General features: G+C 70.6%; 12 protein-coding genes. All 12 read left to right on the top strand.

Annotated elements, in window-relative coordinates; translation table 11 throughout:
* Window positions 1-15: 15 nt before the first annotated feature.
* The 12 genes from GGR16_RS02295 (at window position 16) to GGR16_RS02350 (ending at window position 12,570) form a co-directional block, all read left to right on the top strand.
* Window positions 16-795 carry a glycoside hydrolase family 108 protein gene (locus GGR16_RS02295; RefSeq protein ID WP_183315596.1) on the top strand — a complete coding sequence of 260 codons (780 nt, stop codon included), beginning with the start codon at window positions 16-18 and terminating at the stop codon, window positions 793-795.
* A gap of 51 nt (window positions 796-846) precedes the next feature.
* Entirely contained in the window at window positions 847-1,191 is a 345-nt protein-coding gene (locus GGR16_RS02300) for a PepSY domain-containing protein (RefSeq protein ID WP_183315597.1), read from the top strand.
* A gap of 32 nt (window positions 1,192-1,223) precedes the next feature.
* Window positions 1,224-1,889, top strand: a complete 666-nt coding sequence (locus GGR16_RS02305) for a response regulator transcription factor (RefSeq protein WP_019401373.1) — start codon at window positions 1,224-1,226, stop codon at window positions 1,887-1,889.
* Window positions 1,889-3,280 (top strand): ATP-binding protein, encoded by a 1,392-nt coding sequence (locus GGR16_RS02310; RefSeq protein ID WP_183315598.1) that lies wholly within the window; start codon window positions 1,889-1,891, stop codon window positions 3,278-3,280. The genes GGR16_RS02305 and GGR16_RS02310 overlap by 1 nt, the downstream gene beginning before the upstream one ends.
* A gap of 87 nt (window positions 3,281-3,367) precedes the next feature.
* A complete protein-coding gene (ccmI, locus tag GGR16_RS02315) occupies window positions 3,368-4,474 on the top strand; it encodes a c-type cytochrome biogenesis protein CcmI (protein ID WP_183315599.1) in 1,107 nt (368 codons plus the stop codon).
* Window positions 4,471-4,950, top strand: a complete 480-nt coding sequence (gene ccmE, locus GGR16_RS02320) for a cytochrome c maturation protein CcmE (RefSeq protein ID WP_026015313.1) — start codon at window positions 4,471-4,473, stop codon at window positions 4,948-4,950. Before ccmI ends, ccmE begins: the two co-directional genes overlap by 4 nt.
* A 6-nt stretch (window positions 4,951-4,956) precedes the next feature.
* The gene (locus GGR16_RS02325; protein WP_019403222.1) at window positions 4,957-6,930 is read left to right on the top strand and encodes a heme lyase CcmF/NrfE family subunit; all 1,974 of its coding nucleotides are present in this window, start codon (window positions 4,957-4,959) and stop codon (window positions 6,928-6,930) included.
* Between the two features lie 4 nt (window positions 6,931-6,934).
* On the top strand, window positions 6,935-7,408 hold the full coding sequence (locus GGR16_RS02330) for a cytochrome c-type biogenesis protein (protein ID WP_183315600.1): 474 nt from the start codon (window positions 6,935-6,937) through the stop codon (window positions 7,406-7,408).
* Between the two features lie 157 nt (window positions 7,409-7,565).
* Window positions 7,566-8,738: a M20 family metallopeptidase gene (locus tag GGR16_RS02335; RefSeq protein ID WP_183315601.1), complete on the top strand. Its 1,173-nt coding sequence runs from the start codon at window positions 7,566-7,568 to the stop codon at window positions 8,736-8,738.
* Window positions 8,739-8,850: 112 nt separating this feature from the next.
* A complete protein-coding gene (locus tag GGR16_RS02340; RefSeq protein WP_183315602.1) occupies window positions 8,851-10,386 on the top strand; it encodes a Do family serine endopeptidase in 1,536 nt (511 codons plus the stop codon).
* 125 nt (window positions 10,387-10,511) lie between these two features.
* The gene (locus tag GGR16_RS02345) at window positions 10,512-11,195 is read left to right on the top strand and encodes a response regulator transcription factor (protein ID WP_026015311.1); all 684 of its coding nucleotides are present in this window, start codon (window positions 10,512-10,514) and stop codon (window positions 11,193-11,195) included.
* Window positions 11,179-12,570: an ATP-binding protein gene (locus GGR16_RS02350; protein ID WP_183315603.1), complete on the top strand. Its 1,392-nt coding sequence runs from the start codon at window positions 11,179-11,181 to the stop codon at window positions 12,568-12,570. The genes GGR16_RS02345 and GGR16_RS02350 overlap by 17 nt, the downstream gene beginning before the upstream one ends.
* Window positions 12,571-12,716: the final 146 nt, after the last annotated feature.

Below are 12,716 nucleotides of genomic sequence, written 5' to 3' on the forward strand. Positions count from 1 at the left end.
TTGCGAGATACGCCCATGGCCATCGCGAGTTTCGACGAAGCCCTCGAGGCCGTCCTCGGCTTCGAGGGCGGCTATGTCAACCATCCGCTCGATCCCGGCGGCGCCACCAAGTTCGGCATCACGCGGGCGACGCTGAAGCGTGCGCGCGGCCGCGATGTCGCCATTGCCGAGGTGATGGCGCTGACCCGGCACGAGGCAGCGGTGATCTACCGCGAGCACTACTGGCACGCCGTGCGCGCTGACGAACTGCCCGCCGGCGTCGATCTCGCCGTCTTCGATACCGCCGTCAACTCGGGCCCCGCCCGCGCCATCCGCCTGCTGCAGCAGGCGGCGGGCGTCACGGTCGACGGTCGCATCGGGCCGGTGACGCTCGCGGCGGTCGAGGCGCAGGCGCCGCATCTTCTCATCGAGCGCTACTGCGCGGCACGCCTCGGCTTCCTGGAGCGGCTGCGCCATTTCCACGTCTTCGGCCGCGGCTGGCGCCGGCGGGTGGAGCGCGTCGAGGAGCGGGCGAAGCGGCTTGCGACACACGCGACCGCCGGATCCGGCATGGCCCCCGGTGATTCAGCAGGGAAGGGAAAAAACATGTCCGACACGAAGTCGATCTTCACGAGCCGTACGGTGTGGGCGAATGCCGTGGGCATGGCTGCGGTCCTTCTGTCGCTCTTCGGCGTCAGGACGGATGGCGTCGATACAGGTGCGCTGACCGACGCACTCCTTCAGATTGTCGCCGGCGTCAGTTTCGTCGTGTCCACCGTGTTCCGCGTGATAGCCACCAATCGCCTGCAGCGATGAGGCGGATGCGGCGCTGCCGGTCCGATGGCCGTGCCGCCATGCATTCAGGGAATGTTCAGGCCTTGGTCGCCATATTTCGGCGCCATGTGGGGAGCTAGGACCATCTTTGCCACGATCGCGCTGCTTGCCGGCCTCGCCTCGTTCGAAGCGGCGGCCCAGGGGGTGTGCCTTTCGCCGGATGAGACGCGCGCCGCCGTGGCCCAGGGAGGCGTGGTCGCGCCGCAGCAGGCCGTGTCAGCCGCGCGCGATGCCGCTTCGGGCGGCGAGGTGGTCCGGGCGGAGCTCTGCCGGCAGGGTGGGGGCTATGTTTACCGCATCTCGGTTCTGCGCCGCGACGGCCGCGTCATGCGCATCGTCGTCGACGGCGGCAGCGGCAGGGTTCTCGAAGGGCGCTGAGCGCCGGCGGGCTTTTGGACGGGAGGGCGCGCGTGCGGCTCTTGGTTGTCGAGGACGATAGGGATATCAACCGGCAGCTCGCCGATGCGCTCGTGCAGGCGGGCTATGCGGTCGACCGGGCCTATGACGGCGAGGAGGGGCTCTTTCTCGGCGAGACGGAGCCCTATGACGCCATCATCCTCGACATGGGCCTGCCGAAGCTCGACGGCCAGTCGGTACTGACGAAATGGCGGCGGGCCGGTCGCGACATGCCCGTTCTGATCCTGACCGCCCGCGACCGCTGGAGCGACAAGGTCCAGGGCTTCGATGCCGGCGCCGACGATTACGTGACGAAGCCCTTCCACATGGAGGAGGTGCTCGCCCGCGTCCGGGCTCTCCTGCGCCGCGCCGCGGGCCATTCCTCGAGCGAGATCGTCTGCGGGCCCGTGTGCCTCGACACGCGGGCGAGCCGGGTGACGGTCGACGGCGAACTCGTCAAGCTGACCTCGCACGAATATCGCCTTCTCGCCTATCTCATGCACCACACGGGGCGCGTGGTCTCGCGCACCGAGCTGGTCGAACATCTCTACGACCAGGATTTCGACCGTGATTCCAACACGATCGAGGTCTTCATCGGCCGCCTCAGGCGCAAGCTCGGCGTCGACGTCATCCAGACGGTGAGGGGGCTCGGCTACCGGCTCGAGCCGCCGGCGGAGTAGTGGCCCCCGTGTCGGCAGGCTTCTTCGAACGCCGCTCCATCGCCGCGCGCCTGCTGATCTTCGGTGCGCTGTGGACGGTGCTCGTCCTGCTCCTCGGCGGCCTGGCGCTGTCGCAGGTCTATCGCCGCACCAGCGAACGCGCCTTCGACGAGCGGCTGCAGGTCTATCTCACCGACATCGTCGCCGACCTCGCCGGACCCGAGCCGCTCGACGACAAGGCGCTCGGCACGCTCGGCGAGCCGCGCTTCGACCTGCCGCTCTCCGGCTGGTACTGGCAGGTGACGCGCGTCGATCCGGAGGGCAAGGGGGAGATGCGCGCCTCCAAGTCCCTTTTCGGCAGCAGGCTGCCGCCGCTCGCCGAACTCGGGGCCCCCGCGCGCGAGGGCGGTGCCCGCGAGGCCTATTACGACGGCGTGGACGGACGCCGGCTGCGGGCGGTCGAGCGCGTCATCGATCTCGGCGAGGGCGAGCGCTACCTCGTCGCGGTGGCGGCGCCGGCCGATGCCATCGAGGCCGATATCCGCAGCTTCGAATTCGTCGTGGCCGCGACCTTCCTCACCCTCGCGCTCGTGCTCGGGCTCACGACGCTGCTCCAGGTGCGCTACGGCCTGCGCCCGCTCGTGCGGCTGCGCCGCGCCGTCGGCGCCGTCCGCCTCGGCGAGGCCGAGCGCATCGCGGGCACCTTCCCGCACGACATCGCGCCGCTTGCGGGGGAGCTCAATCTCCTCATCGACAGCAACCGCGAGATCCTGGAGCGGGCGCGCACCCAGGTGGGCAACCTCGCCCACGCCCTGAAGACGCCGCTCAGCGTCATCCTCAACGAGGCCGACGTCCGGGACGACGCGCTCGCCGCCAAGGTGCGCGAGCAGGCCCTCGTGATGCGCGACCAGGTCAATTACTACCTCGAGCGTGCCCGTGCGGCGGCGCTCGCCGGCACGCTCGGCACGGTGACGGAAGTCGAGCCGGCGGTTGCCGGCCTCGTGCGGGCATTGGAGCGCATCTACGAACGGCGCGGCCTGTCTCTCGCGCTCGACGTCGAGCCGGGCCTGCGCTTCCGCGGCGAGCGGCAGGACCTCGAGGACATGGTCGGCAATCTTGCCGACAACGCCTGCAAATGGGCGGCCGGACGGGTCCGGATCGGTGCGAGCGCGGTACCGGACAGCGAGCCGCCGGTGATGCTGATCGTCGTCGACGACGACGGCCCGGGCCTCGGCGAGGCCGAGCGGCAGGCCGCCGTGCAGCGCGGCCGCCGGCTCGACGAGAGCAAGCCGGGGTCCGGCCTCGGCCTCGCCATCGTCAGCGAGCTGGCGGGGCTCTACGGCGGTGCGCTGGAGCTGGGCGTGGCGTCGGAGGGCGGCCTGCGGGCCAGCCTGCGGCTCCCGCGCGTTTGAGGCCGATCAATGCCGCGCCAGCCGCGTGACCTTATGTCGCCGTATCGTGACATGAGCGGGCCCCGGGCCTTGCGCTAAACAATGCCCATGTTGATCTGGCTGATCTTTGCCCTGATGACCGGCGCGGCCGTGCTTGCGGTGCTGTGGCCCCTGTCGCGCGCCGAGACGGCCGTCGCGGCCGAGACCGGCGATGCCGCCTTCTTCCGCCAGCAGATGGCGGACCTCGAGCGCGACCGCGAGGCGGGCCTCGTCTCGGAGCGCGAAGCCGAGGCGCTGCGCGCCGAGATCGGCCGGCGCCTGCTGCGGGCGGCGCGCGGCGAGGGCCGCAGAGGCCCGGAGGGCGAACCCGCCCTGCGCCGGCGCCGCGCCGCCTCGGCCATCGCCTTGTCGACGATCCCGCTTCTCGCGCTCGCCATCTATGGGGCCATGGGCTCGCCGCACCTGCCTCAGGCGCCACGCGCTGCGCGGATGGACGGCGGCCAGCTCGATGTCGGTGCGGCGGTTGCGAAGATCGAGGCGCATCTTGCACAGAACCCGGGCGACGGCCGCGGCTGGGAGGTGCTGGCGCCGGTCTATCTGCGGGCCGGGCGCTTCGGCGACGCCGCGCGCGCCTATCAGTCCGCCCTCGACATCCTGGGGGAAACCCCGGCGCGCCTCACCGACCTCGGCGAGGCCGTGACGGCCGAGGCCGGCGGTATCGTCGACGCACGGGCGCGCGCAGCCTTCGAGCGGGCCCTAGCGCTCGATCCGGCCAATGCCAAGGCACGATACTATCTCGCCGTCGCCACGGGCCAGGACGGCGACAACGCCAAGGCCATGGATATGTTGCAGAAGCTCCTGGCCGACGCGCCGGCCGACGCGTCCTGGCGCGGCGCCGTCGAGCAGCGGCTCGCGGCCCTGTCGATGAGCGAGGGCGCGAGCGCCATCACGTCGCTTCCGCAGGGCGAGCAGGCGCTCGCCATCCGCGGCATGGTGGAGGGGCTCGCCGCGCGCCTCGATGCCGACGGATCGGACGCCGCCGGCTGGGCGCGGCTCGTGCGCTCCTATGTCGTTCTCGGCGAGGAGGAGAAGGCCCGCGAGGCGCTTGCCAAGGCGCGCAGCCAGCTTGCGGCCGACCCTGCCTCGCTCGATATGTTAGCGGCGCTCGCGCGCCAGCTGTCACTTGAAACCGACGCGACCGGAGCACCGCAGTGACTCGCAAGCAACGACGGCTCACGCTTATCGCAGCGGCCCTCGCCGTGCTTGGGGTGGCGCTCGGGCTCGTGCTGTTCGCCATGCGCGACAACATCGTGTTCTTCTATTCGCCGACGGATCTCGAGGCCAAGGCGGTGACGCCGGGCACGCGCCTGCGTCTCGGCGGCCTCGTCGCCGAGGGCTCGGTCGAGAAGGGCGAGGGCCAGAACGTGACCTTCGCCGTCACCGACACGAACCGCAGCATCACCGTGCGCTACACGGGGCTGCTGCCGGATCTCTTCCGCGAGGGGCAGGGCGTCGTGACGGAGGGCGTGCTCGAGAGCGCGGGCCTGTTCCGGGCCGACAGCGTGCTCGCCAAGCACGACGAGAACTACATGCCGCGCGAGGTCGCCGACAGCCTGAAGGCGCAGGGCCTGTGGCAGCACGGCGGCAAGACGGATGCGCAAGATGGCGGTGCGACCGCAGCGAGTGAGTGAGGGCCAATGTTCGTCGAAGCCGGGCATTATGCGCTGACCCTCGCCCTCGGGCTCTCGCTCGTGCAGTTCCTCATGCCGTTGTGGGCGGCCACGGTGCGGGACGAGGCCCTCGCGGCCATCGCCGTGCCGGCGGCGCTCGGCGCCTTCGCCTGCGTGACGCTGGCCTTCGCCGCGCTCACCCATGCCTATGCGACGTCGGATTTCTCGCTCGTCAATGTCGTCGAGAACTCGCACTCGCTGAAGCCGTTCATCTACAAGCTCACGGGCGTGTGGGGCAACCACGAGGGCTCCATGCTGCTCTGGGTGCTGATCCTCACCCTCTTCGGCGCCATGGTCGCCTTGTCGCGCCGGGCCGTGCCGTCACGCCTGCGCCACCTGACGCTCGCCGTGCAGGGGGCGGTGGCCTTCGCCTTCCTCGCCTTCGTCGAGTTCACCTCCAATCCCTTCCTGCGGCTGAACCCGGCTCCGTTCGAGGGGCAGGACCTCAACCCCATCCTGCAGGACCTTGGCCTCGCCATTCACCCGCCGCTGCTCTACATCGGCTATGTCGGCTTCTCCATCTCCTTCGCCTTCGCGCTCGCGGCGCTCATCGAGGGGCGGATCGACGCCGTCTGGGCGCGTGCCGTGCGGCCGTGGACGCTCACGGCCTGGGTGTTCCTCACGCTCGGCATCGCCATGGGCTCCTACTGGGCCTATTACGAGCTCGGCTGGGGCGGCTGGTGGTTCTGGGATCCGGTCGAGAACGCGTCGCTGATGCCGTGGCTCGCCGGCACGGCGCTCCTCCATTCCACGATCGTGATGGAAAAGCGCGATGCGCTGAAGGTCTGGACGATCCTCCTCGCCATCCTCACGTTCTCGCTGTCGCTGCTCGGCACCTTCCTCGTGCGCTCGGGCGTGCTGACCTCGGTGCATTCCTTCGCCACGGACCCGACGCGCGGCGCCTTCATCCTCGCCATCCTCGTCGTCTTCATCGGCGGGGGTTTCGCCCTCTTCGCCTGGCGCGCGCCGCTCCTGCGCCAAGGGGGGCTGTTTGCGCCGATCTCGCGTGAAGGCGCGCTCGTCGCCAACAACCTCCTCCTCGTCACCGCCTGCGCCACCGTGTTCATCGGCACGCTGTATCCGCTGGCGCTCGAGGCGCTGACGGGCGCCAAGATCTCGGTCGGCGAGCCCTTCTTCAACGCGACCTTCCTGCCGATTGCGATGCCGCTCCTCGCGCTCATCCCGATCGGCCAGACGATCGCCTGGAAGCGGGGGGACCTGCTCGGCACGGTGCAGCGGTTGTGGGCCGCCTATGCCGCCGGCCTTGCCGGGGCGCTCATCGTCTTCGCGCTCGTCCGCGGCGGACCGGTGCTCGCTCTCCTCGGCATCGGGCTCGGTGTCTATCTCCTGGCCGGCTCGGCGGTCGACATCTTCCACCGCGCCGGCGGCGGCCGGGTCGCGCCCGGCGTCATGCTGCGCCGTGCCGCCGGCCTGCCGCGCTCGGCCTGGGGCACCGCCATCGCCCATGCCGGCGTCGGCATCACCGTGCTCGGCATCGCCGCCCAGGCCTGGAGCACCGAGACGCTGGCCGTGGTCAATCGCGGCGATCTCGTCAACGCCGGCGCCTATACCCTGCGGCTCGACGCCATCTTCCCGCGCACCGCCCACAACTACCGCGAGGACGTGGCGCGCTTCACGGTTCTCAGGGACGGGCGCATCATCGGCACGCTCGAGGGCTCGAAGCGCATCTACGTGACGCGCGGCATGCCGACCACCGAGGCCGGCATCATGACGCTCGGGCCGAGCCAGCTCTATGTCAGCCTCGGCGAGCCGCAGCCTTCGGGCGGCATGGGCGTGCGCATCTACTGGAAGCCCTATGTCATCTTCGTCTGGCTCGGCTCCGTGATCATGGCCCTTGGCGGGCTTCTGTCCCTGACCGACCGGCGCCTGCGCGTCGCCGCGCCCGTTGCCGCGCGCGGCCGGCTCGTTCCGGCGGAGTAGGGCGATGCGGCGCCTCCTGCCTGCCTTCGTCGTCGCTCTCGCCCTGTCGCTGCCCGCGCTCGCGGTGCAGCCGGACGAGGTGCTGCGCGATCCGGCGCTCGAGACGCGGGCGCGGGCGATCTCCGCCGAGCTGCGCTGCCTCGTCTGCCAGAACCAGTCGATCGACGATTCCGATGCGCCGCTCGCGCGTGACCTGCGCATCCTCGTGCGCGAGCGCCTCACCGCCGGCGACAGCGATCGCGAGGTGCGCGACTTCGTCGTGGCGCGCTACGGCGACTTCGTGCTGCTGCGCCCGCCGGTCAACTGGCAGACCGCTTTGCTGTGGGGCGGGCCGTTCCTCGTGCTCCTCGCCGGCATCGTGGCGATCGCCATCGCGGCGCGCCGCCGGCGCGCGGAGGTCTCGGCGACCGCTCCGCTCAGCGACGAGGAAAAGGCCCGGCTCGCCGCTCTCCTCGAGGGGCGCGACAAGGACCTGTGACCGCGGACGCGGAGCCCTGCGCTCATCCTCTCCCGAATGGCCCCGGCCCTCGCCATGCGCTGCCGGCAGATGCGCCGGCGGGCGCGATGGCGCATGCTGCCGCCCCTGACCGGCTGCGCGATTCACCTCGCGCGGCACCGCTGACGGGAGTGGAGCGATGACGCGAGGCGCCGAGGCCGAGGAGGCCGTCTGCCGCTGGCTGGCGGAGCGGGAGGGCGAGATGCTCGCCCTCCTCGAAGAGGTGGTGAACATCGACAGCGGCAGCTACGACAAGGCCGGCGTCGATGCGGTCGGCGAGCGCTTCGCCCGCTTCTTCGCGGATCATGGCATCCCGACGTCCTGGCGGCGCGGCGACACCTATGGCGACGCCCTGCGCGCCGAGCTCGCCAGCCCCGGCAGCAATCTCAAGCCCGTCCTGCTCATGGGGCACCGCGACACGGTCTTCCCGAAGGGCGAGGCGGGGCGCCGGCCGTTCAAGATCGTCGACGGCCGGGCCTATGGTCCGGGTGTCGCCGACATGAAGGGCGGGCTCGTCGTCAATGCCTTCGTCCTCGCCGCGCTTGCGGCGCAGGACGCTGCCCCCGGCCCGGTGGTGGCGCTGATGACGGGTGACGAGGAGATCGGCTCGCCCTTCTCGCGTTCCATCATCGAGGAGGAGGCGGCCGCCGCGCGCGCCGCCTTCAACGGCGAGCCGGGCCGCGCCTCCGGCAACATCGTCAGCGGCCGCAAGGGCGGCATCTTCCTGCTTCTCGAAGTCTTCGGGAAGGCGGCCCATTCGGGCGCCAATTTCGCCGACGGTGCGAGCGCCATCGGCGAGCTCGCCCACAAGATCGTTGCGCTGCATGCGCTGACGGAGCTCGAGGCCGGCATCACCGTCAACGTGGGCACCGTGCGCGGCGGCCAATCGGTCAACACGACGGCGCCTTTTGCCGAGGCCGAGGTCGACCTGCGCTATGTGACGCCGCAGCAGCGCGCCGCGCTCGTTGCGGCGGTCGAGCGGATCGTGGCGACCTCCACCGTTCCCGGCACCCACGCGCGTTTCGCGACGCGCGGCGACTTCCTGCCGCTCGTCGCCTCGCCCGAGAGCGAGCGGATGATGGCGACCTACAAGGCGGCGGCGGCGGATTCGGGCCTTGCCGTCGACGGCGAGTTCACCGGCGGCTGCTCCGACGCCGGCTTCTCGGCCGCGGTCGGCACGCCGACGCTGTGCGGTCTCGGTCCCGTGGGCGGCAAGGCCCATTCCCCGGAAGAATACATGGAGGTCGCCTCGCTCGTGCCGCGTGCCCAGGCGCTGGCGCGTGCGGTGCTGCGCTGCGAGGCGGGGCGCTGAGGATCTCCCGCCTCCATTACGAAGTTTTCATGCGCTCGTGAGGCTGTCGTAAGGCGCGGCGAGCCATCGTCGGCGGCGATAACGGGTTCGGCCCGAGAGTTCGCCAACGGAGATGGCCATGCACGAGAAAGACCACAGCGAAGCCTTGAAGGCCCGCATCAAGTCGCCGAAGCGCGCCAGCCGGCGCGTGTCGATGCTGCTGGGCGCCGTCGCGCTCGGCGCCTTGTCGACCGGCGCGCTGCTGCAGAGCACCTTCGACGTCGGCCCGGCGCCGGCCTATGCGCAGAACCTGTCGGCCCAGGTGCCGACCGCCAATCCTGCCGGCTTCGCCGACGTCGTCGACCATGTGAAGCCGGCCGTCGTGTCGGTGCGCGTCAAGGTCGCGGTCGAGGGCGCGAGCGCCGAAGGGCTCGACCTGCGGCAGTTCGGCCTGCCCGAGGGCAGCCCCTTCGAGCGCTTCTTCCGCCGCTTCGGCGAGGAGGGCCAGCGCGGCCAGCGTCCGGCCCCGCGCCGCTTCGGCGAGGCTCAGGGGTCCGGCTTCTTCATCTCGGCCGACGGCTATGTCGTCACCAACAACCACGTGGTCGAGAAGGCCCGCGAGGTCGAGATCCAGACCGACGACGGCAAGACCTTTTCCGCCAAGGTCATCGGCACCGATCCGAAGACCGATCTTGCCCTGCTCAAGGTCGACGAGGGCGGCAAGTTCCCCTACGTCAGCTTCGCCAGCGGTACGCCGCGCGTGGGGGACTGGGTGCTCGCCGTCGGCAATCCCTTCGGCCTCGGCGGCACCGTGACGGCGGGCATCGTCTCGGCCCGTGGGCGCGATATCGGCGCCGGCCCCTATGACGACTTCCTGCAGGTCGACGCGGCCGTGAACCGCGGCAATTCCGGCGGGCCGACCTTCAACACCTCCGGCGAGGTCGTCGGCGTCAACACGGCCATCGCTTCGCCGTCGGGCGGCAACGTCGGCATCGCCTTCGCCATCCCGGCCGAGACGGTGCAGAAGGTCGTCGCCGAGATCAAGGACCACGGCACGGTGCGCCGCGGCTACCTCGGCGTGCAGATCCAGCCGATCAACGAGGGCATCGCCGAAGGGCTCGGCCTCGAGGAGGCCAAGGGCGCCATCGTCGCCCGAGTCGAGGACGGCAGCCCCGCCGCAAAGGCCGGCATCAAGTCGGGCGACGCCATCCTCGCCGTCGACGGGCAGGAGGTGAAGAACGCCCGCGAGCTCTCCCGCGACATCGCCGGCTTCGCGCCGGGGCGGACCGTCGACGTCACCGTCTGGCGCGGCGGCAAGAAGAGCGACATCTCCGTCACGCTGGCGACGATGCCCGGCGAGAAGACCGCGAGCGCCGAGAGCGGCGAGGAGCAGGCCGGCAAGCTCGGCCTTTCGCTGGCACCTTCGGGCTCGGTCGACGGCGTCGACAAGGACGGCGTCGTCGTCGTCGGGGTCGAGCCGGGCAGCCCGGCCGAGGAGCGCGGCCTGCGCTCCGGCGACGTCATCGTCACCGTCGGCGGCAAGAAGGTCGAGACGCCGCAGGACGTGCGCCAGGCGGTCACGGAGCTGCGCAAGGAAGGCCGCAAGGCCGTGCTGATGCAGGTGGAGACCGCGAGCGGCGCCCGCTTCGTCGCGCTGCCTCTCGCCTGAGTTCGGGGAGGGGCGGCGGGCCGCCTGTCGCCACGGGCTCGTCGCTCCTCCTCGCATGGCGGCAGGTCGGACACCCCCCGCGTCCGGCCTGCCGTTTGCGTTGCGGAGTTGCTACCATGAGCGCCATGAAGATTCTCGTCATCGAAGATGATCAGGAGGCCGGCGCCTACATGGTCAAGGCCTTTCGGGAGGCCGGCCACGTGGCGGACCATGCGGCCGACGGCCTCGATGGTTATGCCATGGCGCGCGAAGGCGGCTATGACGTCCTCGTCGTCGACCGCATGTTGCCGAAGCTCGACGGGCTGTCGCTCATCCGCTCCCTGCGCGAGCAGAAGGTGGATACGCCCGTGCTCATCCTCTCCGCCCTCGGGCAGGTGGACGACCGGGTCAAGGGCCTGCGCGCCGGCGGCGACGACTACCTGCCGAAGCCCTACGCCTTCTCCGAGCTGCTGGCGCGCGCCGAAGTGCTCGCCCGCCGCAGCAAGGGGGCGAACGGCGAGCCGACCAGCTACCAGATCGGCGACCTCGAGCTCGACCGCCTGTCGCATCGGGTGACCCGCGCCGGGCAGGAGATCGTGCTGCAGCCGCGCGAGTTCCGCCTGCTCGAATATCTCATGAAGCACGCCGGGCAGGTGGTGACGCGCACCATGCTGCTCGAGAACGTGTGGGACTACCACTTCGACCCGCAGACGAACGTCATCGACGTGCACGTCTCGCGCCTGCGCGCGAAGATCGACAAGGGACAGGACGTGCCGCTGATCCAGACGGTGCGCGGAGCGGGATACATGATCCGTGACGGGGCTCGGTAAGCTCTTCCGCACGACGGCCTTCAAGCTGTCGGCGGCCTATCTCCTCGTCTTCGTCCTCTTCGCCGGCTTCATCCTCGGCTATGTCGCCTGGAACGCCCGGCGCGTGCTCGACGACCAGATCCAGGGCACCATCGACGCCGAGCTGCAGGGCCTCGCCGAGCAGTACCGCATCGGCGGCATCCGCCGGCTCGTCAACATCATCGACCGGCGCTCGCGCGCGCCGAGCGCCTCCCTCTATCTCGTCACGACCATGGCCGGCGAGCGGCTGGCGGGCAACGTGGTCGAAGTGCCCTTCGGCATTCTCGACGAGCCGGGCTCGCGCGAGATCGCCTATCGGCGCAGCGACGAGACGGGAGACAGGGAGTTCCGGGCCCTCGTGCGCGTCTATGTGCTGCCCGGCGGCTTCCGCCTGCTCGTCGGCCGCGACCTCGAGGAGCGGCTGCAGTTGCAGGCCGTCATCCGCCGCGCGCTCATCCTCTCCATCGGCCTCGTCACCGTGCTCGCCTGCCTCGGCGGCTGGTTCATCACGCGGCGCGTGCTCAAGCGCGTCGATGCGATGACGGAGACGACGCGCACCATCATGGAGGGCGACCTCGACGGGCGCCTCACCGTGACCGGCACCGGCGACGAGCTCGACCGCCTGGCGCAGAACCTCAACGACATGCTCGGCCGCATCGGCGAATTGATGGCCGGCATGCGCGAGGTGTCGGACAACATCGCCCACGACCTCAAGACGCCGCTGACGCGCCTGCGCAACCGAGCCGAGGAGGCGCTGCGCACGGCGCGGTCACCGGACGAATATGCCATCGCGCTCGAAGGCATCATCGACGAATCCGACAATCTCATCCGCATCTTCAACGCGCTCCTGATGATCGCGCGGCTTGAGGCGGGCAATGCCAATGCCGCCATGGACGGTTTCGATGCGGCCGAGATCGCCGGCGGCCTCGCGGAGCTCTACGAGCCGCTCGCCGAGGAGGCGGGCATGCCGCTCGTCGCCGAGATCGAGCCGGACCTGCCGGTGCATGGCAACCGCGAGCTCATCAGCCAGTCGCTCGCCAATCTGATGGACAATGCCCTCAAATACGGCACAAGCTGCGAGACGACGCCGGAGGTGAGGATCACCGCCCGGCGCAGCGGCGGCATGGTGGAGATCGCGGTGAGCGACCGGGGCCCGGGCATTCCGGAAGGGGAGCGGGAACGGGTGCTGGAGCGCTTCGCGCGTCTCGAAAGCGCGCGCTCCAAGCCGGGCTTCGGCCTCGGCCTCAGCCTCGCCTCGGCCGTCGCGCGCCTGCACACGGGCGCGCTGCGGCTCGAGGGCAACGGGCCCGGCCTGCGGGCCGTCCTCGCGCTGCCGCTGGCGAAGAACGAGGGATGACGGCACGCCCATCCTCGGCCGGGATGGCCATGCTTTTCGTCCGGCGACATGGTGTGGGAATGTTTGTCGCATTCGGCTCAAGGGCGGGAAGATGAGGGTGGCCCCATCTTGCCATCGTCATGCCCGCGCCTGTCGCGGGCATCCAC

Origin of the sequence: Chelatococcus caeni (assembly GCF_014196925.1) — a bacterium.
GTDB lineage: Bacteria > Pseudomonadota > Alphaproteobacteria > Rhizobiales > Beijerinckiaceae > Chelatococcus_A > Chelatococcus_A caeni.

Coding starts and splice junctions, on each gene's coding strand:
- GGR16_RS02340 (WP_183315602.1), top strand. CDS start 8,851: ATGGCCATGCACGAGAAAGACCACAGCGAAGCCTTGAAGGCCCGCATC.
- GGR16_RS02325 (WP_019403222.1), top strand. CDS start 4,957: ATGTTCGTCGAAGCCGGGCATTATGCGCTGACCCTCGCCCTCGGGCTC.
- GGR16_RS02335 (WP_183315601.1), top strand. CDS start 7,566: ATGACGCGAGGCGCCGAGGCCGAGGAGGCCGTCTGCCGCTGGCTGGCG.
- GGR16_RS02330 (WP_183315600.1), top strand. CDS start 6,935: ATGCGGCGCCTCCTGCCTGCCTTCGTCGTCGCTCTCGCCCTGTCGCTG.
- GGR16_RS02300 (WP_183315597.1), top strand. CDS start 847: ATGTTCAGGCCTTGGTCGCCATATTTCGGCGCCATGTGGGGAGCTAGG.
- GGR16_RS02295 (WP_183315596.1), top strand. CDS start 16: ATGGCCATCGCGAGTTTCGACGAAGCCCTCGAGGCCGTCCTCGGCTTC.
- ccmI (WP_183315599.1), top strand. CDS start 3,368: ATGTTGATCTGGCTGATCTTTGCCCTGATGACCGGCGCGGCCGTGCTT.
- GGR16_RS02345 (WP_026015311.1), top strand. CDS start 10,512: ATGAAGATTCTCGTCATCGAAGATGATCAGGAGGCCGGCGCCTACATG.